General features: G+C 37.0%; 22 protein-coding genes. 15 read left to right on the top strand and 7 right to left on the bottom strand.

Annotation, left to right across the window (positions count from 1 at the left end; all coding sequences use genetic code 11):
• Positions 1-152: 152 nt before the first annotated feature.
• The 11 genes from pyrH (at position 153) to lpxB (ending at position 11,290) form a co-directional block, all read left to right on the top strand.
• Complete coding sequence (gene pyrH, locus ACFIKB_RS05385) at positions 153-872, top strand: UMP kinase (RefSeq protein ID WP_375636262.1); 720 nt, start codon at positions 153-155, stop codon at positions 870-872.
• Positions 873-909: 37 nt separating this feature from the next.
• Positions 910-1,470: a ribosome recycling factor gene (frr, locus tag ACFIKB_RS05390; protein ID WP_375636264.1), complete on the top strand. Its 561-nt coding sequence runs from the start codon at positions 910-912 to the stop codon at positions 1,468-1,470.
• A gap of 99 nt (positions 1,471-1,569) precedes the next feature.
• Positions 1,570-1,713, top strand: a complete 144-nt coding sequence (locus ACFIKB_RS05395; RefSeq protein ID WP_375636266.1) for a hypothetical protein — start codon at positions 1,570-1,572, stop codon at positions 1,711-1,713.
• Positions 1,714-2,216: 503 nt separating this feature from the next.
• Positions 2,217-3,032 (top strand): phosphatidate cytidylyltransferase, encoded by an 816-nt coding sequence (locus tag ACFIKB_RS05400; protein ID WP_375636267.1) that lies wholly within the window; start codon positions 2,217-2,219, stop codon positions 3,030-3,032.
• A 15-nt stretch (positions 3,033-3,047) separates the two neighbouring features.
• Positions 3,048-4,196, top strand: a complete 1,149-nt coding sequence (locus ACFIKB_RS05405; RefSeq protein WP_375647390.1) for an RIP metalloprotease — start codon at positions 3,048-3,050, stop codon at positions 4,194-4,196.
• Positions 4,197-4,399: 203 nt separating this feature from the next.
• Positions 4,400-6,796 carry an outer membrane protein assembly factor BamA gene (gene bamA / locus ACFIKB_RS05410; protein ID WP_375636271.1) on the top strand — a complete coding sequence of 799 codons (2,397 nt, stop codon included), beginning with the start codon at positions 4,400-4,402 and terminating at the stop codon, positions 6,794-6,796.
• Positions 6,797-6,861: 65 nt separating this feature from the next.
• Complete coding sequence (lpxD, locus tag ACFIKB_RS05415) at positions 6,862-7,908, top strand: UDP-3-O-(3-hydroxymyristoyl)glucosamine N-acyltransferase (protein WP_375636272.1); 1,047 nt, start codon at positions 6,862-6,864, stop codon at positions 7,906-7,908.
• Position 7,909: 1 nt separating this feature from the next.
• A complete protein-coding gene (gene fabZ, locus ACFIKB_RS05420) occupies positions 7,910-8,377 on the top strand; it encodes a 3-hydroxyacyl-ACP dehydratase FabZ (protein ID WP_375626256.1) in 468 nt (155 codons plus the stop codon).
• A 24-nt stretch (positions 8,378-8,401) separates the two neighbouring features.
• Positions 8,402-9,226: an acyl-ACP--UDP-N-acetylglucosamine O-acyltransferase gene (gene lpxA / locus ACFIKB_RS05425; protein WP_375647394.1), complete on the top strand. Its 825-nt coding sequence runs from the start codon at positions 8,402-8,404 to the stop codon at positions 9,224-9,226.
• 2 nt (positions 9,227-9,228) lie between these two features.
• A complete protein-coding gene (locus tag ACFIKB_RS05430; protein WP_375652986.1) occupies positions 9,229-10,101 on the top strand; it encodes an LpxI family protein in 873 nt (290 codons plus the stop codon).
• Positions 10,094-11,290: a lipid-A-disaccharide synthase gene (gene lpxB, locus ACFIKB_RS05435; RefSeq protein WP_375652988.1), complete on the top strand. Its 1,197-nt coding sequence runs from the start codon at positions 10,094-10,096 to the stop codon at positions 11,288-11,290. Before ACFIKB_RS05430 ends, lpxB begins: the two co-directional genes overlap by 8 nt.
• A gap of 20 nt (positions 11,291-11,310) precedes the next feature.
• Here lpxB and ACFIKB_RS05440 read toward each other — a convergent pair whose 3' ends face one another.
• The 7 genes from ACFIKB_RS05440 to gltX form a co-directional block, all read right to left on the bottom strand.
• The gene (locus ACFIKB_RS05440) at positions 11,311-12,084 is read right to left on the bottom strand and encodes an amino acid ABC transporter ATP-binding protein (RefSeq protein ID WP_375636280.1); all 774 of its coding nucleotides are present in this window, start codon (positions 12,082-12,084) and stop codon (positions 11,311-11,313) included.
• A gap of 78 nt (positions 12,085-12,162) precedes the next feature.
• Positions 12,163-12,870 (bottom strand): ABC transporter permease, encoded by a 708-nt coding sequence (locus ACFIKB_RS05445; protein ID WP_375636281.1) that lies wholly within the window; start codon positions 12,868-12,870, stop codon positions 12,163-12,165.
• Complete coding sequence (locus tag ACFIKB_RS05450) at positions 12,867-13,589, bottom strand: ABC transporter permease (RefSeq protein WP_375636283.1); 723 nt, start codon at positions 13,587-13,589, stop codon at positions 12,867-12,869. Before ACFIKB_RS05450 ends, ACFIKB_RS05445 begins: the two co-directional genes overlap by 4 nt.
• Before the next feature lie 79 nt (positions 13,590-13,668).
• On the bottom strand, positions 13,669-14,421 hold the full coding sequence (locus tag ACFIKB_RS05455; RefSeq protein ID WP_012755056.1) for a transporter substrate-binding domain-containing protein: 753 nt from the start codon (positions 14,419-14,421) through the stop codon (positions 13,669-13,671).
• A gap of 493 nt (positions 14,422-14,914) precedes the next feature.
• The gene (locus tag ACFIKB_RS05460; protein WP_012755057.1) at positions 14,915-15,667 is read right to left on the bottom strand and encodes a transporter substrate-binding domain-containing protein; all 753 of its coding nucleotides are present in this window, start codon (positions 15,665-15,667) and stop codon (positions 14,915-14,917) included.
• 729 nt (positions 15,668-16,396) lie between these two features.
• Positions 16,397-17,692 (bottom strand): citrate synthase, encoded by a 1,296-nt coding sequence (gene gltA / locus ACFIKB_RS05465; protein ID WP_375636285.1) that lies wholly within the window; start codon positions 17,690-17,692, stop codon positions 16,397-16,399.
• 263 nt (positions 17,693-17,955) lie between these two features.
• A complete protein-coding gene (gene gltX, locus ACFIKB_RS05470) occupies positions 17,956-19,386 on the bottom strand; it encodes a glutamate--tRNA ligase (RefSeq protein WP_375636287.1) in 1,431 nt (476 codons plus the stop codon).
• Between the two features lie 112 nt (positions 19,387-19,498).
• On the opposite strand from gltX, the gene ACFIKB_RS05475 reads away from it, so the two are divergent.
• From ACFIKB_RS05475 to gor, 4 genes are all read left to right on the top strand, one after another.
• Complete coding sequence (locus ACFIKB_RS05475; protein ID WP_375636288.1) at positions 19,499-21,763, top strand: ComEC/Rec2 family competence protein; 2,265 nt, start codon at positions 19,499-19,501, stop codon at positions 21,761-21,763.
• 470 nt (positions 21,764-22,233) lie between these two features.
• Complete coding sequence (gene rpiA, locus ACFIKB_RS05480; protein ID WP_375636290.1) at positions 22,234-22,938, top strand: ribose-5-phosphate isomerase RpiA; 705 nt, start codon at positions 22,234-22,236, stop codon at positions 22,936-22,938.
• Between the two features lie 111 nt (positions 22,939-23,049).
• Entirely contained in the window at positions 23,050-23,619 is a 570-nt protein-coding gene (locus tag ACFIKB_RS05485; protein ID WP_375652989.1) for a DUF2059 domain-containing protein, read from the top strand.
• A 205-nt stretch (positions 23,620-23,824) separates the two neighbouring features.
• Positions 23,825-25,216: a glutathione-disulfide reductase gene (gene gor, locus ACFIKB_RS05490; RefSeq protein WP_375652990.1), complete on the top strand. Its 1,392-nt coding sequence runs from the start codon at positions 23,825-23,827 to the stop codon at positions 25,214-25,216.
• Positions 25,217-25,262 lie beyond the last annotated feature (46 nt).

Here is a 25,262-nt window from a genome sequence, read left to right on the forward strand (position 1 = left end):
GCAAACTCTTGATCAGAGATTTAAAATCATATCGTTGGTTGTAGAATCTCTGATGGGAGCAATGTAATTGTTGAGAGGGCGTCACGTGAAAAAAGTGGTGCCCTTCGTGATGTCAAAAGCAAAAAGTCAATGTGCTTTTGGGGAGATTATTAATGGCATTAGCACTTCCGTATAAACGTATTCTTTTAAAGGCTTCTGGTGAAGCTCTTATGGGGGGGCAGAGTTTTGGCATTGATGTTTCTGTTGTAGACCGTATTGCCGCTGATATTGCAGAAGTGCGCACAATGGGGGTAGAAGTTGCGGTTGTTATCGGTGGGGGAAATATTTTTCGTGGCGTTGCTGTTGCTTCGCGTGGTGGGGACCGAGTGACAGGGGATCATATGGGAATGCTTGCAACTGCTATTAACTCTTTAGCATTGCGAACATCTTTGACAAAATTAGGGGTTGAAACTGTTGTACTCTCTGCGATTGCTATGCCACAAATTTGTGAAAGTTTCTCGCAACGTAAAGCAATAGCTTATATGAATCAGGGAAAAGTTGTTATTTTTGCGGGTGGTACAGGAAACCCATTTTTTACCACTGATTCTGCTGCTACTTTACGTGCAGCAGAGATTGGTGCGGATGTCCTTCTTAAAGGAACACAAGTTGATGGTATTTATTCAGCAGATCCAAAGATAGACCCTACGGCTAAGCGTTTTGACCAATTAACACATGTTGAAGTTTTACAATGGGGGTTATCTGTTATGGATTCAACGGCGGTCACTTTAGCACGTGAGAACAATGTACCGATTATTGTGTATTCCATTCATGAAAAAGGCGGTTTGGCTAAGGTCTTGAATGGAACAGGACGCTTTACAATAGTATCGGAATAAGGGTAAGCTTCAAAGGACAATTGAAGGAGACAGAAATATGAATGTTACATCAATTATGGATGATCTGAAACGTCGCATGGATGGTGCTATTGCGGCTTTTAAACATGAATTAGGTGGTTTGCGGACTGGACGTGCATCGGCCAGTTTATTAGAACCGTTGACCGTTGAATCTTATGGTTCTGTTGTGCACATAAATCAGGTTGCTAATATTTCTGTTCCCGAACCTCGGATGCTTTCTGTTTCTGTATGGGATAAAACGATGGTAGGAGCTGTAGAGCGCGCTATTCGCGATTCTGGTCTTGGTTTAAATCCCATAACTGATGGTACGAATTTACGTATTCCTTTGCCTGAGTTGAATGAAGAGCGCCGTAAAGAACTTGTAAAAATTGCACATCACTATGCAGAGCAAGCGCGTGTTGCTACACGTCATGTTCGTCGGGATGGTATGGACAATTTGAAAAAGTTAGAAAAAGATGGTGAAATTGGACAAGATGAAGCCCATAGTTTGTCTGAAAAAGTTCAAAAACTCACAGATGAAACGATTGCTGATATTGATAAAATTTTAGCCGTAAAAGAATCTGAAATTATGCACGTTTAAGACGGTTTTGTCGCTAGAGAAAGATGTTATACTTCCAGCCTGTAAATTGTTTCTATGGATAATAGTAGGAAGTAGAGTGCTCTGTGATAGCAAGGTGTGATGCAGGAAGGTATTTTATCGTTTTATCATCTTGATATGGGAGGGATTGATTTGAAAGGGCAGATGTTTTTATTTTTTAATCTGCATGGTAAATCAAGCTCTTTGCAGGAAGACACTATTGAGCAGCATGGTGAGGGCTTTTAGTTTAGCATGTCTTTGTTAAACTACATAATGAAAGTATTATTAGAAATTATTCAAATATTCTAAGATGAGGGTTGGGGAAAGAATATAACGCAAAAAATAAGCCTAACCTTTCTCTTATTTTCCCATTATAAAACATGTGAGTATAATCGATCAAGCAGATGTTATGTGGCGTAATTCGTTTTTCAATGACGAATAGTTGATAGAGAAGTGTTGTTATACGAAAGCTATATTAGTTAATTCATATGGGAGATAGATAGCTGCTTTTTCATTTTATATTTGAGAAAATATTAAAAAAAATATTTTAGGATTAATCCTGACGGAGATTTTTGAAGTTGGTTTCATTGATTATTGGTCTCAAAAGCGCTATCTTTGTAGACTGAATTATTTATGATAAATTATAAGAGAAATTTATACAAGTATGAAATAAAAATACTGCGTAGGGAAGTTTTTCTTGCGTCAATTTTAGAGCTTGTATTTTCTATTTTTATTGTTTGGATGTTGTTTTGTCTAATTTGGTTTATCGTGTTCTGACAGCTTTTGTGTTTGGCGTTATTGCGTTGTATCTAACATGGTTGGGAGGAATCTTCTTTTTTTTATTTGTATGGTGTATTGGCGGTTTTGTTCTTTATGAGTGGATGAGTATTACTAAAGAGAAATGGTGTATTTTACAAAAAATATTAGCAAGTACCTTTTATTTGATCTTTGGCTTTTTTTTAGTGTTGAGTGTATCTGCTTCATTGATTTTTTGTGTTTTAATCGTTTTGGCTGCGGTGTTGGCTATTATATCTATAAAAAAGAGTGGTTGGGTTTTTTGTGGTTTTTTATATGCATCTTTTCCTGTTGTTGCTTTATGCTTTCTACGGGATCATGAAATGTTGGGGTTCCAAGTTGTTATTTTCTTATTTACGATAGTGTGGGGAACAGATATTGGTGGGTATTTTATCGGACGTGCATTAGGGGGACCTAAATTAGCACCACAATTTTCTCCTAATAAAACATGGTCAGGAGCACTTGGTGGTACATTTGTCGGAGTTTTCGGTGGTATATGGGTTTCTTTTGGATTTTTTGATATAAATTTAGCAAGTTTTTTTGTGCCACTTCTTACACTTGTTTTGTCAATTGTTTCACAATTGAGTGATTTAGGGCAATCATGGCTCAAAAGACGGTTTTCTGTTAAAGATTCTAGTTCTTTATTGCCTGGACATGGTGGTTTTATGGATCGTATAGATGGATTGGTAGGGGCAGCTTTTCTTCTTTATTTAATTGGTTCATTTATGTCTGATATGGATGCACCTTTTAATCTTTTTAGTATGATCTAATTGGGAGAAGGTAGTTTGGGACTTTTAAATTATATCGTCACTATGGGTGATTTTCTTTTAAGAAGTTTGAGTATTCTTTTCATCATTATGATTATCATTTTTGTGCACGAATTTGGGCATTATCTCATTGGTCGGTGGTGTGGTATTAAGGCGTTAGTTTTTTCGCTTGGATTTGGGCCAGAAATAGCGAGTTATACAGATAAGCATGGCACGAAGTGGCGCTTAGCACTTATCCCCGTAGGAGGGTATGTAAAGTTTGTTGGGGATGAGGAAAAAATCGATATGGTATCATCCCAATCATCTCTGATTGTTGATGGTTCATTTGCTAGTGCGCATGCTTGGAAAAAAGCAGCAACTGTTTTTGCCGGTCCTTTTTTCAATGCCCTTTTTACTGTTGTTATTCTAACATTTTTTTTCTTTATCTATGGTCGTGTAGCCATTGAGCCCGTTGTTGGTTCTTTGGTAAAAGATAGCCCTGCTCTTCAGTCCGGTTTGGAGTTAGGTGATCGTTTTGTTGAAATGGATGGACGACGGGTTGAAAGTTTTGAAGATTTGATGAATTATGTAGCTTTTCACGGAAGAGAACCCATAGAGTTTAAAATAGAACGCATGGGGCGATTCTTTACAACGGTGATTACCCCGAAAATCGTTGAGCGAGATGATGGATTTGGTAATCGAACACGAAGTGCTATGATAGGTGTAGGTGTTCCTATTGATTTAAATAATCCTGCACATTTAGATCCAACTTATATAAAACATATTCGCTATGGTTTTGTAACAGCTGTAAGAGAAGCGTCAGATCGTACTGTGTTTATCGTCACTCAAACCGTTCTTTTTATGAGTCGTTTAATAGGAGGAAAAGAGGACCGTTGTCGGCTAAGTGGACCTTCTAAAACCGTTAAAATTGCTTGGAAAGTGAGCGAGACAGGTTTTGTCTCTTTGTTGAATTTGGCAGCTTTTCTTTCAATAAGTGTTGGGCTTATTAACCTTTTTCCGATTCTACCGCTTGATGGTGGGCATCTTTTATTGCATGTCATTGAGGTCATTACTAGGAGGAAAATATCTGCTAAAATTCAGGGAATTATTTTTCGTTTAGGTTTTTCCATTCTTCTCCTTTTTATGATCTTTGTCTTTTTTAATGATTATTTTTGTTGGTTTAGCTAATTAAATTATGGAAAACGCTTTATAAATTGAGTAATAATAGCGAAAACAAATTGAAGGTTGTTTACCATGTCTGCAAAATGTTGTGGCGTCGTACATTATAATGAGTAATTAAGGAATGAAAAGTCTCGCTGTAAAAAGGTTGTTATGGCAGTTAGCTTTTTAAGGCATCATGTCCAAGGAACAAGAGTAAGGTAAAAAAGCCAATGACTACAAATTCAAAGTTTTTAAATGCAGCATCTGTATTGGTGTTAAAGATGGGGATGATTGCCCCAGCAACGGTTTTTATGTCAATTGCTGCGGTTGGAGAAATGCAAGCGTCTGTAGTCCGTTCTATTGAGGTTCGTGGGAATAAGTTTGTAAGTTCTCAGGCGATTCGAGACAATATGGGGATTAAGGCTGGACAAGGGGTTTCCAGTGCTGATGTTGATAATGCTGTGAAGAATCTTTTCGAATTGGGTTTATTTTATGATGTTAAAATAAATCCGGTAGGTGATAAATTGGTTGTATTCGTAAAAGAATATGAGGTTGTCAATCAGATATTGTTTCAGGGAAATAAATCTTTTAAAGACCCAGATCTTAAGCGGTTTATTTCTTTAAAACCGAATGAGCCTTTTAATTCTGCTAAGCTTTCTGCTGATATAAATACAATTCGTGAAGCTTATAAAACTCTTGGTCGTAATAATATCACTGTCAACGTTCAAACGATTAACCTTGGAAAAGGGCGGGTTAATGTAGTATTTAATGTTGTTGAAGGGCAAAAAACAAAGATTGGTGATATCACTTTTAAGGGGAATAGTGTCTTTGGAAGTCGTCGTTTGCGTGATGTGATTTCAACAAAAACTTCAGGAATTTTTTCGAAGTTATTGGGAGGTGATGTTTACAGTGAAGAGCGTCTCGCTGCTGATGAAGAAGCTTTACGTCGCTTTTATTATAATCGTGGTTATGCAGATTTTCGTGTAGTCTCTTCTAAAGCGACTTTTGATGCAGCAAGCAATACATATAAAATTTCTTTCGTTCTTGATGAGGGTGTGCGCTATAAAATTAGTGATATTCAGGTTGAAAGTGATGTTGATGGAATTGACGTTCAATCTGTGAAAAGGGTGCTTAAAACCCAGCCAGGTGATGTTTATAGCGCAGAAGATATTGAACAGTCTGTTGCAATTATTAATAACAAGGTTGCTGATTCGGGATATGCTTTTGCTAAAGTTGAGCCGCGGGGAAATCGTAATTTAGCAAATCATACAATTTCAATTTTATATAATATTGAACAGGGTACACGTGCTTATATTCAGCGTATTGATATACGTGGCAATGAGAAAACGCGTGATTACGTCATTCGCCGTGAGATTGATTTAAACGAAGGGGATGCTTACAATCAAACTTTATTACAGCGGGCAAAACGTCGTCTAGAAAGTTTAGGTTTCTTCAAAGCCGTTAATATTTCAATGGTTCCCACAGATCAATCTGACCAAGTTATTTTGGTAATAGATGTCGTTGAAGCTTCAACAGGAGATCTCTCTCTTTCTGGAGGATATACAACAGGGGGGACAAGTCCTGGTATGTCACTTGAAGTTTCTGTTACCGAACGTAATCTTGGGGGACGTGGTCAATATGTTCGTTTAGGATTAGGTGCGGGGCAAGAAAAATCTCGTAATTATAATTTATCATTTGTTGATCCTTATTTCTTAGGGTATCGTTTATCTGCTGGCGTTGATGTTTTTCGTAGTACTTACCGTGCTGATAAGGCCTATGATGTACGACAGACAGGTGGATCGCTACGGTTTTCATTACCTATTAATAATCAATTATCTGCTAATGTAGCTTATTCTTATGTACAGGAAGAATATGATTTTGGCGGAGAGTACGATTTTGACAAAGAGAGTGACGTAATAGAATTATATGGGAAATATTCTGGTGCGATTGTTCAAGCTGCAAAACAAAGCCCTTGGAAACGTTCATCAATTAGTTATGGTTTCACCTATAATACGATTGATGATATGAGATCCCCCCATGATGGATGGTACGTGCATCTTCTTCAGGAATATGCAGGGCTTGGTGGAAGTGCAAAGTTCTTGAAGACCACGGGTAAGGCGATGATGTACAAGACTCTTTCTGACCAGAAGGATATTGTTGGTTTGCTTTCCTTTGGGGGTGGTTATATCCACGGAATGGGCCGAGATGGTGTTCGTATTTTCGATATGTTTAAAGCGAATACTGATATGATTCGAGGGTTCAAATATAATGGAATAGGTCCGCGTCAGGTTTCCAGTAAGGGTGAGGTTTATTTCTTGGGGGGAACAACATATATGAATGCGACTGCTGAAGTACAGTTTCCTATCCCTGTTGTGCCTGAAGGGTTCGGGTTGCGCGGTGCTTTATTTGCGGATATTGCCACGCTTTATGGCAATAATTATAAAGCCGTTTTTAAGGGTGAACCGTCTGTTACCAATACCAAAAGTGCTTGGCGTTCATCTGCAGGTGTGAGTTTGATGTGGGATTCTCCGTTTGGTCCTTTGCGTTTTGATTATGCTTGGCCAATAACGAAGCAGGAAGGTGATCGTTTGCAACAATTGAATTTTGGTATTTCTACGAAGTTCTGATTTGAGTGATTTTAAGAAGGAAAAACTTGAAGAGAATAGCTTAAGCTGGGAGAGAAAGTGTTTTGATGGCGGATACATTTTTTTTTACGCCGTCCCGGCAATTGACAGTTGCAAATGTTGCTGAGTTGACGGGTGCAAAGCTTCTTAATCCAGAGTTTTCTCATAAAGTTATCAATACTCTTTCTTCACTTGAGAGTGCTGTGGAAGGTTCTCTTGTTTTTGTAGAGCATCGGAAGTTTTCTGATGCTTTACTGGACAGTTCCGCTGTTGCTGTTTTTTGTACGAATGAGATTGTTTTTAAAGTTCCCGAAACTATGGCAATTTTGGTAACATCCACACCACAGCGTGACTTTGCTCAGATTGGTCGTATTTTGTTTCCAGATTCTGTCAAGCCAATGCCTTGGTTAGGATCGAAGGGGATTTCATCGCATGCGCATATTCATCCAACGGCTAAGTTGGCACATGATGTGTGTATTGAAGCGGGAGCTGTTATTGGTAGAAATGTTGAGATTGGTGCAGGAACTCTCATTTCATCCACAGCTGTTATCGGTGAAAATTGCCGTATTGGATGTGACTGCTATATTGCTCCTAAGGTAACAGTTCAGTGTTCTATAATAGGTGATAAGGTTCAGCTTTATCCTGGTGTTTGTATTGGGCAAGATGGTTTTGGTTATGTTGGGGGCGTTTCTGGAATCGAGAAAATTCCACAGCTTGGTCGCGTTATTATTGAGGATGGTGTAGAAGTTGGTGCGAACACGACAATTGATCGTGGGACATTTCAAGATACTGTTATTGGTGAAGGAAGCAAGATTGATAATCTTGTACAAATTGCCCACAATGTAAAAATTGGCCGCTATTGTCTTATTGCTGCTCAATGTGGCATTGCGGGAAGTACATCGATAGGGGATATGTCTCAGCTTGGCGGGGGTGTTGGAGTAGCCGATCACATCATAATAGGTAAATGTGTTCAGATTGCTGCTCGTAGTGGTGTTATGAATGACATTCCGGATGGCGAAAAATGGGGAGGTAGTCCAGCGCGACCATTTAAACAATGGTTTCGTGAAGTAGCGACGTTGCGCAGTATGGGAAAAGTTAAAAAGGAGAAACGCTGATATGATCAGCAGTGAAAAGACTAAAAACTTAGAGGCTGTCGATATTGAAAAACTATTATCAATATTACCGCACCGTTATCCGTTTTTATTAATCGATCGTATAGTTGATATTGATGGTGAACAAGGAGCTATTGGTATTAAAAATATAACGATTAATGAGCCGCATTTTACGGGACATTTTCCCGCAAAGCCTGTTATGCCTGGAGTTTTGATTTTAGAAGCTATGGCACAAACGGCAGGAGCAATAGCACTTTTAAATTTAGGCAATAAGCAAACAAATTTAGTTTACCTTATGACGGTTGATAATGCGAAATTTCGTAAGCCGGTTATGCCTGGTGATCAGCTCAAGATTCATGTTCAGCTTTTAAAAAAAAGATCTGGTATGAGACGTTTTTCGTGCGTTGCAAAAGTAGAAGATGTCCGCGTCGCTGAAGCAGAAATTGCTGCGATGATTGTCGAAGAAGAATAAACGATATTTGATGGGAATTTAAAAATGTCCGGTACAAAAATCCATCCAACTGCTCTTGTGGAGAAGGGAGCGCAGCTTGGTGAGAATGTACAAGTTGGACCGTTTTGTCATATTAGTTCAGATGCTGTTATTGGTGATGGATGCAGTTTGATGAGTCATGTTGTGATAATGGGGAAGACAACGTTAGGAGCCAAGAGTAAAGTATTTTCTCATGCAGTTTTGGGGGGAGATCCGCAAAATAATAAACATAAGGGAGAGGCTACGACTCTTTCGATTGGTAAAAACTGTACGATTCGTGAAGGCGTAACAATGCATAGGGGTTCCGATTCGAGTGTAGGAATGACAGTTGTTGGTGATAATTGCCAATTTTTTTGTTATGCGCATATCGCTCATGATTGTCATGTAGGGAATCATGTAACATTCGCAAATAATGCGATGATAGCTGGTCATGTTATTATTGGTGATTATGTGATTATTGGTGGGGGTGCTGCTGTGCATCAATTTGTTCGTGTTGGGCATCATGCATTTATTGGTGGTGTATCGGCATTGGTTGGTGATCTCATTCCCTATGGAACAGCTGTTGGGGTACAGGCAAAACTTGCTGGCCTCAATATTATTGGCATGAAGCGTGCAGGACTTGAGCGTCAAGATATTCATGCACTCCGTCATGCGGTTGCCATGCTTTTTGATCATAGCAAACCATTTAAAGAGCGTGTCAGTGATGTTGCTTCTTTCTATTCTTTTTCTCAGGCTGTTCTTGATATAGTTAATTTTATTAAGGAAGAAGGAAAACGTTTTTATTGTACACCAAAATTTGAAGGTGATAGAATAAAAGAATATAAGGATTAAAAATGCCTATTTGGGGAGCCAGAGGTTTTCTTTCCGGCCGTACTGCTATTATAGCAGGAAATGGTGTTCTGCCGATTACTGTTGCGCAGGCTCTTGAGAAGAATGGAGAGAATCCTTTTCTTGTGCTTTTGCGTGGTGAGGCAGATTCTGTTCTTTCTCGCTATGAGCATTGCGAGCTATCAATTGTAGAGTTAGCGCGACTCATTAAAATCTTAAAAGAGGCTAGAGTTTATAATGTTGTTTTGGCAGGTGGTGTGAAAAAGCGCCCACTTCTTAAACAATTGCGACTGGACTGGACAACATTTTTAGCTCTTCCTAAGTTAATCGGAGCTTTGAAGAGAGGGGATGATGCGTTATTAAAAGCTTTTATACGGATTATTGAAACGTATGGTTTTCGTGTTGTTGGTGCTCACGAGATAGTCGCAGATCTTTTAGCTCCTATGGAGTTTGATTTAACAGTGCGGCGTGCTACGCAAAAAGAGAAAAAAGATATTTTTTTAGCAGCAGAAGCAGCAAAGCTTTTAGGTCAATTAGATATCGGGCAAGCCGTTGTTGTTGTCCAAGGAAGGGTGGTTGCACTGGAGGGCGCTGAGGGAACTGATAATATGTTATGGCGTGTTTGTGAAATGCGAGAAAGAGGGCAAATTCCCCTTAAAGGTGGCGTTCTTGTAAAATGTGCAAAACCACAACAGGATAATCGCGTTGATTTACCATCAATTGGGCCCGCGACAATAATGAATATTGCAAAAAGTGGTTTATCTGGTGTTGCAGTGGAGGCAAATAGAAGTCTAATATTATCGGTGAAAACAACAATAGAAAAAGCCAATAAATATTCTCTATTTATAGAGACATTTGAAAAGTTTGCTCATGAATAATTGTTTCTTAAAGATTGCTGTGGTTTCAGGGGAGGAATCTGGTGATTTACTTGCGTCCGATTTAATTTCTTGTTTATCACAACAAACAGGATGCAATATTCATTTGATTGGTGTTGGGGGGAGGCATTTAAAGGCATTAGGTTTAAAAAGCTTTTTTGATTCCCATGATATTGCTTTAATAGGTTTAAAGGAGGTGTTGAAAAAACTACCATTATTGTTGCTACATATTCGCAATTTATCCAAATTTATTGCACAAGAACAACCTGATTGCCTCATTATTATTGATAGTCCTGATTTCACGCATCGTGTTGCAAAAAAGGTGCGCGTTTTAGCGCCTTCTATTCCTATCATTAAATATGTTGCACCAACCGTTTGGGCATGGCGTCCAGAGCGCGCTAAAGCTATGCGCAAGTTTGTTGACCATGTTTTAGCGGTTTTTCCTTTTGAAGAAAAGATTATGCAAGATTTGGGTGGTCCTCCCACGACTTATGTTGGACATCGTCTTTTGACATATCCTCCCCTTTTGATAGTTCAGTCAGAAAAAAAATGCCAATTAGAACAAAGAAATTTGAGCGATACACAAACATCATCGCCTACATTAGTTATTTTGCCAGGATCACGCAATTTAGAAATTCGTTCTTTAATGCCTATTTTTCGAGAAACAGTAGAGATTCTTGTACAACGGATTCCTCATTTACGTATTATTTTACCAACATTACCACGTTTAGCGGATAAAATTCGTGATTTTGTACAAGGCTGGAAAAGCAAAGTGGAAATTATAGTTGGTGAAGATGCAAAATGGCGTGCTTTTGCACAAGCAGATGTTGCACTTGCAGCATCTGGAACGGTTTCACTTGAATTAGCATTAGCTAAAATTCCAACAGTCCTTTGCTATAAACTTGATCGTTTTTCTAAATTCTTTATTTTCCCTAAAATAATTTTATGGAGTGCAGCTCTTCCCAATATTATTTCTGATAAGCCTATTGTACCGGAATATTTTGATGAATTTTTACGCCCTGGTATGTTAGCAAGACAAGTAGAACAACTTTTGTTTAATCCTTTAATACGACAGGCACAACTCGATGCCTTTGAGATGGTAGAACAGAAAATGAAAACTGAAGTACCATCGGGGGTTGTTGGCGCACAAATAATTATCACTCTTTTAAAAAGCAGGAATAAAATTGTATAAATAAAGCAATATGTTAATGATTAATATTTAATTTTAGCAAGAAAATTACAAGCACGTTGGCTTTTAGGATTAGTAAAAAATTCTTCAGAGGCTGTATCTTCAACAATTTTTCCATTTTCTAGAAAGAGTATTCTTTCTGAGACTTTACGTGCGAAGCCCATTTCATGGGTAACACAAAGCATTGCGATCCCTGTATCGGCCAATCGAGCCATCACGTCTAAAACTTCTCCCACACTTTCTGGATCAAGAGCAGAGGTTGGTTCATCAAAAAGCATGACTTCAGGTTCCATACAAAGTGCACGGGCAATTGCAACACGTTGCTGTTGCCCACCAGAAAGTTGTAAAGGATATTTTTCACAGTGTTTTTCAATACCAACATGCGTTAAGTAGCGAATTGCCCGTTCTTGTGCTTGTTGTTTGGAAAGTCCTTGAACTGTCATAGGTGCTAAAATACAATTTTGTATAACGCTCATGTGGGGAAATAAATTAAAGTTCTGAAAGACCATTCCTATCTTACGAAGAACATTTTTTTGCTGTTGTATAGGAGCGGTATGGATATCAACATTATGGATACAGATTGAACCCTTTTGTGCTTGTTCTAATTGATTAATACAACGGATTAACGTTGATTTTCCTGATCCCGATGGTCCACAAATAACGATATGTTCACCAGCTTGAACATTAAAGTTGATATCATGTAGGACCTGAAAGTTTCCATACCATTTATTTAGATTTCGAATAGAGATCACAGGGTTTTTACAGGGAGAGATCGATTTATTATTTTTCAAATTCATCTTATTTTATTCTTTCATTGATGAATAACTTGATTAATTCAACATTTTTGTTTGTAAAGTTTTTTATGATCATTTTATTTACCGTAAATATCGAGTGAGGCGCTGTTCGATAAAAACAATAAAACGATGAATGAGTTCAACGATAAAGAGATAGATAAGAGCAGCCCAAACGTAAACTTGAAAATCGAAAGTCCGTGAATAAGTGAGTTTAGCAACCCCCATTAAATCATAAACAGTAATAAGTGAGGCAAGAGCACTGGATTTAATCATTAAAGTCAACTCATTTCCTAGGGGGCGTAATGCTACAATCATTGCTTGTGGAAGAATAACTCTAAAAAATGTGACAGAGTTGCTTAGACCTAAAGCTTTTGATGCTTCACGTTGCCCAGTTGTTACGGATAGAAAACTTCCTTTAAAGATCTCAGATTGATAGGCAGCAGAATTGAGAGTAAAAATAAAAAGACAACAATACCACGCGTTTTTAAAAAACCACCACAAACCAACCTGCTGCCAGAAGTCATTCATTGAACCAAGTCCATAATAAAAAAGGAAGAGTTGAACTAATAAAGGAGAGCCACGGAAAAAATAGACATAAGCATTTGCACAATACTGTAAAAATGTATTTTTTGATAAACGTGCAAAAGCGATAAGCATACCAAGAAAAAAACCAAGAGAACAAGAAATAGAAACAAGCTCAACAGTAACAATAAAGCCATTAATAAATTTTGGTCCATAATGGCTTAAAAGATCAGGATTGAAAAGGAAATAAAGCCACTCAGGAATCATTGACGTAGCACCTTTTTATCGCCTATTTGAGTGTATGTTTCCAAATGGCGTAAGATTGCAGTAAAAACCGCTGAAAATAACAAATAGAGTAAGCATGCTACAAGATAAAATAGCATGGGTTTATTGGTAGCAGCGACAGCTAAGTTCGTTTGTCGCATGAGGTCAACAAGTGCGATGGTTGAAACAAGGGATGTATCTTTCAGTAAAGTAAGCCAATTATTAGAAAGTCCTGGCAAGGCATTTCGGATGAGCTGAGGGAAGACAATACGAAAAAATGTGGTTGACCGTGAAAGGCCTAAAGCTTTAGCCGCTTCATATTGGCCTTTATCAAAAATATTAAATGCTCCAAGCCAAACTTCACAAGAAAAAGCTGCAAGAACCATACTAAGCGCAAGAACACCAGCAACAAAAGCATTGATACTGAACATGATTTCAAAATTAAAATAGTCCAAGACATTTTGAATAAGGCTTTGTAACCCGTAGTAAACTAAAAACAAAGTTAAAAGCTCTGGTAGTCCACGAAATACCGTTGAAAAGAGGCGTGCCATCGCTTTGGCCATCTTAATATTGGATCGAATCATCACTGCATTTAGAAGACCTAGAGGAAGTCCTAGAAGTCCACAACATAATGCCAATGACAATGTCATTCCTGCACTAGAAAGTATAACCGCTCCCCATCCACCATTGCTAAATGATAGCAATGCTAAATTTTCAATCATTCTTGTGTTCCTCATGAAAGAGTTAGATAATATTTTTTAGAAATAACTAGCGGGTTTTATTTAAACATCATATTGATATTTAATAGATATCACTTGTAAAATATTTTCTCATAATTTTCTCATAAGTTCCATCTAAACGGATTTCTTTTAGCGCCTTATTGAACTTATTTTTAAGATCATTATTATTTTGACGCAGTGCAATTGCAACAGGAAATTTTGTTTCTTCTAGAGTTCCTAGGAGGAGACAGCAATCTTTTCCTTCATTTTTAAGCCAATTTAATGCTTGTAATTTATCAACAATAATCACATCAAGTCGATGATTTAAAAGGTCACGATTCACTTCTATTGTGGAAGGGTAGAGTTTAATTTTCACCTCTTCAGAAGCATAATGATCTTCTGCATAGAAAGCTTGTGTTGTATTTGATTGTACACCAAGATTTTTACCTCTAAAGTCTTGTGTTGAGATTTCTTTAATTCCCGAAGCTTTGGTAACAATAACAGCCAGTGCTGTATCGTAGTAAGGATCTGTGAAGTCAATTTTTTGTAAGCGCTCTTGTGTAAGAGAGAGGGAGGCAATGATAGCATCATATTTTTTTGCAATAAGTCCAGGAATCATTCCCTCGAAGTCTTGTGTGACAACAGTACACTCAACATTCATTTTTTTACAAAGTGCATAAGATATATCAATATCAAGTCCCTGCAATTTATTATTTGAGTCAATATAACTAAAGGGAGGGTAGGTGCCTTCACTCGCAATTTTTAATGTTTTCGCATCAGCCAATTGGGTGAATAGTGCGGCGCTTATTATAAGAGCTCCTGCTAATAGTTTCATGATGTTCTCCTATTGGATAAGCGGGCAAATATGAAATCACTATGTTTTTATAATCTGTAAGCTTTTTGGGAGCAATTCAAAAATTTATTGATGTTTATTTTAGATCATTATGTTGGACATTATTATCAAAAAAATTATCTTTTTTATTGATAAAAAAAGAATAAATATCTTATTGCTTGTATGATAGGTTAATTTTCACGAAATGATAGATTTGAATCATTTCATGAGTAAAAACTAAGGATTTTTCTTGAAAGTAAGGCTATTCAATTTGAACATAAAGAAAAAATTAGATTTTGATACGATAAAAATACAACCTTATTGTTGTCATTATATTCTATAAAATGTTTAGATATCGAGGAACAATTAAAAACTATTTTGATAAATGTAAATTTTCTTATAAAACTGCCGAATTTCCAATTATCTTTGCATGTCCAATAAAGAGTTAAAAAATACTCCTTAAATATAAAAACTGAATTTTAATTCATAGTGATATCTAATCGATATTGAAAGTAAAATATTTTTTCATAATTTTTTCATAGGTTCCATCGGCGCGGATTTCTTCTATTGCTTTATTAAAACTGTTTTTAAGATCGTTATTATTTTGACGGAGTGCAATTGCAACAGGAAATTTTGTTTCTTCTAGAGTTCCTAGGAGGATACAGCAATCTTTTCCTTCATTTTCAAGCCAATTCAATGCTTTTAATTTATCAAAGATAATGATATCAAGCCGATGGCTTAAAAGATCACGATTAGCTTCTATTGCTGTAGGATAAAGTTTGATATTCACTCTTTCAGAGGCATAATGATCTTCCGCATATGCAGCTTGTGTTGTATTCGATTGTACTCCAAGATTTTTACCTCTAAAGTTTTGTGTTGAGATTTCTTTAATTCCCGAATTTTTGGTAACGATAACAGCGAGTACAGTATTGTAGTAAGGATCTGTAAAATCAATTTTTTGTAAGCGCTCTTTTGTAGGAGAAAGGGAAGAAACGATAGCATCGTATTTTTTGGCAAGAAGACCAGGAATCATCCCCTCGAAGTCTTGTGTGACAATAGTACATTCAACATTCATTTTTTTACAAAGCGCATAAGATATATCAATATCAAACCCTTGAAGTTCGTTATTTGAGTCAATATAACTAAATGGCGGATAAGAGGCATCGCTTGCAATTTTCAGCGTTTGAGAATTGGCCGATAGGGTAAACAGTGTTGCGCTTATTATAAGAGCTCCTGCTAATAATTTCATTATGTTCTCCTATTAGATAAGCTGGCAAATATGAAACCATCATGCATTTTTATAATCTGTAAGCTCTTTTGGAGCAATGTAAAAAATTTATCTGGGTTCATTTTGCTATCATTATGCTGGATATCATTATCAAAAAAAATGATTTATTCTTATTAAGTATGGGGATAAAAAATATAGGAAAGAAGTACACCTCTTGTTGATTATATGATGATTTTTAATAATTTTATTTAAAAATCAATAAGTTATATTTAAAAGGAAAACTATTAACTTAAATACAAAGAAAATTTCAGCTCTGAACAGGATAAAATGTAAAGTATTTTTATTCTAATCTACTTGAAAAGGGATAAGAATTTTTTGGCATTTTAAAGAAGCACTTAATGTAAGCCTTTTGCAATTTTATCTGGAGAAGATAGAAAGTAAAATTCTGACATTGCTAGATTTTAATATGTAATAAGGTTTTTAAACATGAGGGAATGACAGGGAATACACTTCCATTAAAGATAATGGGAATTATAAGGTAAAATTTTCAATTTCTTTTTGCTAAATGTTTGGCTAATTTGCAGAAGAGTATTCTCAATTTAAAACTTAGAATTTTTTAGTAAATTTTTATGATGATGTTACCTCTGTAGAAAGAGTTTTAAAATCACGTTTTATAAAAATTCTTAAAGGATATTTTTGGATTATTCTCAATAAAGCTTCAGTAAACTGAAGCTTTATTGATTTCTTTTTTTAATTTGCACGTTCATCTATAGGAACATAGTCACGCATAGCATGGCCTGTGTAGAGTTGTCGAGGACGACCAATTTTTTGTGCAGGGTCCTCAATCATTTCTTTCCATTGTGCTACCCACCCGACACTGCGCGCCAATGCAAAAAGAACAGTAAACATTTCAGTTGGAAAACCTAGAGCTTTTAATGTAATGCCGGAATAGAAATCAACATTGGGATAAAGCTTTTTCTCAATAAAATATTCATCACTTAAGGCAATTTTTTCAAGTTCTATTGCAATATCAAGAAGCGGGTCATCTTGAATGTTGAGTTCTTTTAAAACTTCATGACAGGTTTTTTGCATGATTTTTGCACGTGGGTCATAATTTTTATAGACACGGTGCCCAAAGCCCATAAGGCGGAAAGGATCATTTTTATCTTTTGCACGTGCAATAAATTCAGGAATTCTTTCAATAGAACCTATTTCTTGTAGCATTTTTAAACATGCTTCATTGGCACCACCATGTGCTGGTCCCCAAAGGCATGCAACACCTGCTGCAATACAGGCAAACGGATTAGCACCCGAGGATCCAGCAAGACGTACCGTAGATGTAGAAGCATTTTGTTCATGATCTGCATGAAGGATAAAGATTTGATCCATCGCCCGAGCAAGCACAGGGTTTGTTTTATATTCTTCACAAGGAACAGCAAAGCACATACGGAGGAAATTTGCAGCATAACTAAGATCATTACGTGGATAAACAAATGCTTGTCCGATACTGTATTTATAGGCCATAGCAGCAAGCGTTGGAACTTTTGAGATAAGACGAACAGAAGCAATCATTCTCTGGTGAGGATCTGTAATATCAATAGAGTCGTGATAGAACGCAGACATAGCGCCAAGGCAGGCAACCATGACGGCCATAGGATGAGAATCACGGCGGAAGCCATGGAAGAAGCGTGCAAACTGTTCGTGTACCATGGTATGCTGCATAATACATCGATCAAATTCATTTTTTTCTTGCTGTGTTGGGAGTTCACCATAAAGTAAAAGATAACAACTTTCGAGAAAGTCTCCTTTTTCAGCTAATTGATCAATAGGATAACCACGATAAAGCAATATGCCTTTATCACCGTCGATATAAGTAATTTTTGATTCACAAGAAGCTGTTGAAGTAAAACCAGGATCATAAGTAAAAATATCGGCTTTTTTGTAGAGAGAAGCAATTTCAATGACTTCAGGTCCACTCGTGCCTTTACGCAAGGGAAGCTCTACTTTTTTATCATTCACAATAATATATGCGTTATTCTCAGACATTCGGTATTCCTTTCAGATCCTTCACTGCTAAAAATTAAGACTCTGCTTCATCAGAGTGGGGGATGTATAACTGAAGCTTTTCTTACTTATATTTAATGGTAGATTGCCTCTAAAAGTGAGTACATGCAATCTAAAAATATTTCCTTATTGATCATTATTACTCAATAAAAAATGTATTTCAATGATATAACATAAAAAACTCTTCTAGGGCGCGTTGAGATATCTGTATAGATCCCTATTTGAGGAAATATACTCAGTACACATTATGAGCATATTGTTGTGATAAGTTGGTCCTTGATGCGATGAAGGGATTCATCGCGTCCTAATAAAATAAGAACATCCAAAACACCTGGTGATGTTGCAGATCCTGTAAGAGCTGCGCGAAGTGGTTGGGCAATAGATCCAAATTTGAGATTCTGTGTTTGTACACAAGAGCGAAGTGTTTCATCTAGGTTTTTTGTATCCCAAGAGGGGCAAGCTTTCAGGGCAAGATAAAGATCATTTAAAATGGTTCGTCCATTTTTATCTAAGAGCATTTGTGCTTTTTCATCAAGTTGTAAAGGTCGTTGCGTAAAAATGAAGGAGGCATTGTCAATCAGTTCGCACAGTGTTTTTGAACGTTCTTTCAAATGTGGGATTGCTTTTAAAAATTGAACACGGCGTTTTTCATCAAGTCTTTCAATAATTTGTGCTCCCCTATCGGTTTCTGGTAGAATATTAAGAGCGGCATCAAAAAGTTCTTGATCATTACTCATGCGCATATAATGTCCGTTGATGGAATCGAGCTTTTTGAGATCAAAACGAGCAGCACCTTTGTTAATATCCTCAATGTCAAACCAAGAAATCATATCTTTAAGCGACATCAGTTCGTCATCACCATGACTCCAACCTAAACGGACAAGGTAATTGCGCAAAGCAGCAGGAAGATATCCCATTGTTCGGTAGGCATCAACACCGAGTGCACCATGCCGCTTTGATAATTTTGCACCGTTTTCACCATGGATAAGAGGAATGTGTGCCATAACAGGAATATCCCATCCCATTGCCTTAAAGATGATCATTTGTCGGGCAGCATTGGTAAGATGATCATCCCCACGTATAATATGTGTGATGCCCATATCATGATCATCAACGACAACAGCATGCATATAAGTAGGCGAACCATCAGAACGCAAAATAATAAAGTCATCGAGATCTTTATTAGGAAAACGAACATCACCTTGAACACGATCATGTACAATCGTTTCTCCTTCTTCAGGGGCTTTGATGCGAATAACAGGCTTAACACCTTTAGGAGCTTCAGAACGATCACGGTCCCGCCAACGTCCATCATAACGTGGTGGGCGCCCTTCTGCACGGGCTTTTTCACGCATTTCAGCTAACTCCTCAGGTGAAGCATAACAATAATATGCTTTGCCGTCTTTGACCAACTGTTCGGCGATTTGTCGGTGACGTTCAGCACGTTCAAATTGCGAAATAGGGGTGCCATCATAACTAAGCCCCATCCAGTGTAAGCCATCTATAATAGCTTTTACAGCTGCTTCTGTTGAGCGCTCTCGGTCTGTATCTTCAATTCGTAAAAGCATTTTTCCACCGGTATGTTTTGCATAAAGCCAATTAAAAAGAGCAGTACGAGCGCCACCAATATGAAGGAAGCCAGTGGGTGAAGGGGCAAAACGAGTAATAACAGACACGAAATATTTTCCTTTAAACTGAGATATTACTTATAGAACTTTATAGAAAAATCATGTTAGCATAGGTGATGGGGTGTGCAATAGCCATATTGCGAGTTAAAGTGGGGGGCGGATGTTTTATCAAAGTAAAGTTAAAGAGGGTTTATCCGAAAAATCTGTTACAGAAAGAAAAAAGCCATGTCAAATAGGGCAGAGTATTTTTTCTAGATATGATGATGCAAAGAACGGCAGTTATAACCAACAAAAACTTTTTTTATTGACACTCTCAAAAGAAGTAATCATTCGTTTTCGCAAATGGCTAGAAGATTGTATCAATAAAGAAGTTTCTTTTGGTATCCTTTTTTCGCTGATTTTAATCTTTTTTGCTCTAGGAATCATTTTTTATTTTCATTTAGAGTGGGAGCCAAGTTGGGGACAATTGGGGGCGTTGGTCAGTATTTTTCTGGGAATATTCTATGTTGCACGTTTTTATCGAAAAATATGGATTCCCGTGGGATTTTTGTTTTGTATTATATTGGGTGTTTTGGCGGCAAAAATAGAAACGTGGCGTATTGCAACACCCATGTTAAGCAGTGACATCGTCACCACATTGACGGGAAGAATTGTTTCTATTGAGTTAGGCACCAAAGGGGGATTTCGTTTAGTTTTGGATGTTTTGAGTACAGAAAAGCCCATATTATGCCATAGTCTTCATCGTATTCGTTTATCGGCAAGATATTTGCCATCTGGCTTAGCAATTGGTGATGGACTATATGGGAAAGTTAAGATTCGTGCATTTTCTGGGCCAGTGCGTCCAGGAGGCTACGACTTTAGTTTTCATAATTATTTTAAAAGAATTGGGGCACAAGGCGTTTATTTAGGAAAACCAAGAAAAATATCGGTTTCGCAGCCTGATGGAATATTCGCTATCATTCTACAGAAAATTGAAAATTTACGCACGAAGATGACACAAAGAATCCGTATAGCCCTTGAAGGAGAAAAGGGGAGTGTTGCTGCTGCTCTTATAACAGGGCAGCGTGCTGGCATTTCAAATGAGACAAATGAAGCATTACGTACGGCTGGATTAGCCCATATTTTATCAATATCCGGTTTACATATGGCGTTGTTAAGCGGCATAGTTCTTTTGAGTATCCGTAGTTTTTTAGCATTTTTTCCAGTTTTTTCTTCCTATTATTCCAGTAAAAAATTTGCTGCTATCGTTGCGTTTATGATAACAGCTTTTTATTTGTTATTGTCGGGCTTAGCAATATCAGCGCAAAGAAGTTTTGTGATGATTGCTGTTATGTTGGTTGCTATATTGTGTAATCGCTCTGCTATAACAATGCGTAATTTTTCTATTGCAGGGTTGATAACTCTGGCGATGACACCCCATGAAATATTAGGTCCTAGCTTTCAAATGTCCTTTTCTGCGACTGCTGCTTTGATCGCTTTTTTTGATTGGTGGAGTGGAAGATCATTTTTTCGTAAAAGAAAAACAACACCCTCTTATGTTGGAGGAGGAGTGATAAATTTTGCTTTCTTATCGATGCTTTCAACATGTGCTTCTTCCCTTGTTGCAGGGAGTGCAAGTGGAATTTATGCTGCGTATCATTTTTCTAATACGGCATCTTTGAGCATTATCAGTAATGCTTTTGCTTTGCCTGTCATTTCAATTTTCGTCATTCCTTTTGGATTAATTGCAGTCCTCGCAATGTTAGGAGGATTCGAATGGCTCCCCCTTCAAATTATGGGGTTTGGTGTTGATATTGTGATAAAGATTGCGCATGTTATCAAGGCTATTTCTCCTGATTTGAATCCTGGTTTTATGCCGTTATCTGCGTTGGTTTTATTGAGTATAGGCTTGGTTGGACTGACTTTTTGCAAAACACTCATCCGGCTCTTTTTTAGTTTGTTTATTTTGGCTGGTATTTCTATTTGCGTAATGCATTCACCTGTACAACTGATTATAGCAGATAATATGCGTCTCGTGGGCGTTATCCATGATAAAAAATTATATATTGATCGTTACCATATTTCTAAGTTCACGACATCCATATGGAAAAAGTCATTTCGTGTGAATGAAACGATTAAACCAACAAAATATGGTCCTTCGTTGCACGGACAATTTATTTGTGATTATCATGTATGTACGTCATTATTAGAGAATGGATTAAAAGTGGTTGTTTTACAGAGAGAAATAGATCAATGTGTAGAGGCAGATATTCTCATTCATACATTTGTAATGCGTAATCCAACATGTTATAAGAAGGCAAAAATAATATTTACGCCTCAACAATTGTTATCACGAGGAAGCGTTATGATGACCAAAGGTGGAGATATTATTTGGTCTTCGCTAGGGTTTCATAGACCATGGAATATGCACAGACAGCATTCATAAAAAATATAATCTATCATATTTTGCTTCACATTTGGATAATGACAAAACAAAAAATAATAGAAGACTCTTCTGATAAAATTTTGCGGTATTTAAATTAGTAAGTTTATCAAAGTTATTGAAACGAGATAATAATCTACAGTTTTCTAGAAATAGATGATTTTTATATCTGATCATTTTAAATTTTTCAAAAAAATTGATATGTGCATCCTATTGATAGCACAAGATAAATCAAAAATTCTTATTGAATGAGAAAAATGCTAATAAATTTTCTCAAAGAAATAAAAAAGATAATTGTTGATTATTCTATTTTATTCTTATCATATATTTCTATAACGAGTAACATCTCTCCAAGCAAAAGATGATGGTAAATTTAAATAGATTGCGTCAAGAGGTTATCTTTTATTATCATTATTATCGGTGGTAATAGGGGTGATAAATGCTGCTTATACGGATAAAAGGCAAAGTCATTCATGGATGTTCAGCAGTTAAAAAAAATGGCAGCTATTAAAGCGCTTGAATTTATTGAAGATGATATGCGGCTTGGTATTGGATCTGGTTCGACAGTCAATGAATTTATTCGTCTTCTTGGTGGGCGTGTTGCGGATGGTTTGCGAGTGACTGGTGTTGCTACTTCACGATATTCTGAACAACTCTGTCGTAAGTTTGGAGTGCCTGTTAGCACTTTAGAACAAATACCTGAACTGGATCTTGATATTGACGGAGCAGATGAAATTGGTCCTGAGATGATGCTCATTAAAGGTGGAGGGGGAGCATTGTTGTATGAAAAAATTGTAGCATCGGCATCTCGTGCAATGCTTGTCATTGCTGATGAAACAAAGGTGGTAAAACGACTTGGTGCTTTTGCACTACCAATTGAAGTTAATCCATTTGGTATCCATACAACATGCAGAGCCATCGAAAAAGTCGCTGAGGATTTAGGGCTTTCTGGAGAAATTGCATTGCGAATGAATGGAAAAAATCCTTTTGAAACAGATGGTGGCCATTTTATTCTTGATGCATTTTGGGGCTGCATTTTGCAACCAAAACCATTATCGGATGCACTTCTTGCCATTCCTGGTGTTGTTGAGCATGGACTTTTTTTGGGATTGGCTTCACGTGCAATTGTAGCTATGGCTGATGGTCAAACAAAAATTTTAGAATCTTTTGATTTTTAGAGAAGACAGTTTCATGACGATATGTTAGCACAATACAATAAATCAAAGAGTATTGAAATTTTGAATAAATAACGCATTTGAATTATAATTAATTATCGGGGTAATCATTAAATGAAAACAATATTTTCTTTTCAGCGTTTTGTCGTATATTTAGGTGTAGTTGCCGTTTTCGTTGTGAATATTGGAATGGCTTATGCACAAGGTGTGAGCGATCAGCATTTAGCTTCAGCTAGAAAGGCTATAAGTGCCATTCACGCAACGGATCAGTTTGATAGTTTTTTACCAAATGCGGTAGATGATCTTAAAACTGCACTGATGAGGGCTGATCCAAATTTGGCAGAGACTATTTCTGATATTGTTGATAAGCAGGCGTTTGCTTTAATTAAAAGGCGCTCTGATCTAGAAAAAGAGATTGCTCATGTATATGCAAAATATTTTACTCAAAAAGAGCTTGATGCAATAACGGCATTCTACAATTCTGATACCGGTAAAAAGTTTTTGACAGAGGTCCCCAATATCGCACGTGATTCTTATTCAGCATTTGATGCATGGCGTTCTGCGCTTATGCGGGATCTTGTAGAAAATGTGAAAAAAGAAATGTCTGAAACAGTTAATTTGAATAATTCTACTATGCCTACAAATATGCCTATAAAATCAGAATCTTCAGAAAATAAAAAATAGCTTGATTGATATCATGACAACCAATGGGCAATTTCTGATTTTTTAAATAGCGGCGGTTTTTCCGCCGTTTTTAATATTTTAATGAGAGTAGGTCTTTTTAGAATACGGCTTTATAAAAAAATGCTTCTTCAAAAGAAAAAAAGACTTTCATTTGATAATAAATGATCTTAGCCTATTCTTGCAGATACATAAGAAGGAATAATTCGTGGGCTCTTTTGACTTTGATTTATTTGTTATTGGAAGTGGTTCTGGTGGAGTACGTGCAGCACGGCTTGCTGGAGGACTCGGTAAGCGTGTTGCTATAGCAGAGGAATATCGGATAGGGGGCACTTGTGTTATTCGTGGCTGTGTTCCGAAAAAACTTTATGTTTATGCATCACAATATGTAAAAGAATTTAAGAAAAGTATTGGTTTTGGGTGGAAATATGCGGATCCAATTTTTAGTTGGGAAAAGTTGGTTGCAGCTAAAAATAAAGAAATATCAAGGTTAGAAGGGCTGTATCGTAAGGGATTAGAGAATAACAATGTGCATATTTATGAAAGTCGTGCTACTTTTGTAGATGATCACACATTAGAGCTTTCTGCCACGGGTGAGCGGGTAAGTGCAGAAAAAATTTTGATTGCAACAGGGGCAAAAGTTGCACCAAATACTTCCATAGAAGGCGGTGGATTTTGCCTCACTTCTAATGAGATTTTTGACCTTGATCAACTCCCAAAATCAATAGTCATTGTTGGTGGAGGGTATATTGGTGTTGAATTTGCTAATATTTTTCATGAATTAGGTGTAAAAACAACGCTGCTCCATCGTGGTGATTTAATCCTTCGTGGTTTTGATCATGATTTGCGGCAATTGCTCAGCGATGAAATGACTGAAAAAGGGATTTCTATTCTCTATGGCGCAACAATTTCTAAAGTGCAGGCTGCAGAAAATTGTTATGAAGTTATTTTATCAAATGGGCAAACGATTAGTGCCGATCAGATTATGTTGGCTACGGGGCGTGTACCAAATACAACGGGTTTAAGACTTGAGCGGGCAGGTGTTCAAGTGGATGAATTTGGTGCAGTTGTTGTTGATGAAAGAATGACAACGAATATACCCCATATTTGGGCTGTTGGTGATGTAACAGGTCATATTCAATTAACACCTATTGCGATTCATGATGCAATGTGTTTCGTGAAGACTGCGTTTGAGAATATTCCCACGACACCTGATTATGATTTAATTACGACGGCAGTTTTTTCTCAGCCAGAGATTGGAACAGTTGGTCTTTCAGAAGAAGATGCGGTACGTCGTTATAAGCGTCTTGAAATTTATCGTACAGTTTTTCGTCCTATGCGTAATGTTTTTTCTGATAGTTCAGAGAAAATGCTTATGAAACTCATTGTTGATGGTGAAAGCCGTATTGTTGTGGGCGCTCATATTTTAGGGGAAAACGCTGGTGAGATGGCACAGCTTATTGGGATAGCTCTCAAAGGAAAGCTGACGAAGGATATCTTTGATGAAACGATGGCAGTGCATCCAACGATGGCAGAAGAATTGGTAACGATGTATAAACCAAGTTATATATATGAAAATGGGAAGAAAATAGAAAGTTAAACAGCATATATTGCGGTAAAAAGCTTTTGATATGCCAATCTGTAAG

It is taken from the genome of Bartonella sp. MR110HLJHH (assembly GCF_042194225.1).
GTDB lineage: Bacteria > Pseudomonadota > Alphaproteobacteria > Rhizobiales > Rhizobiaceae > Bartonella > Bartonella grahamii.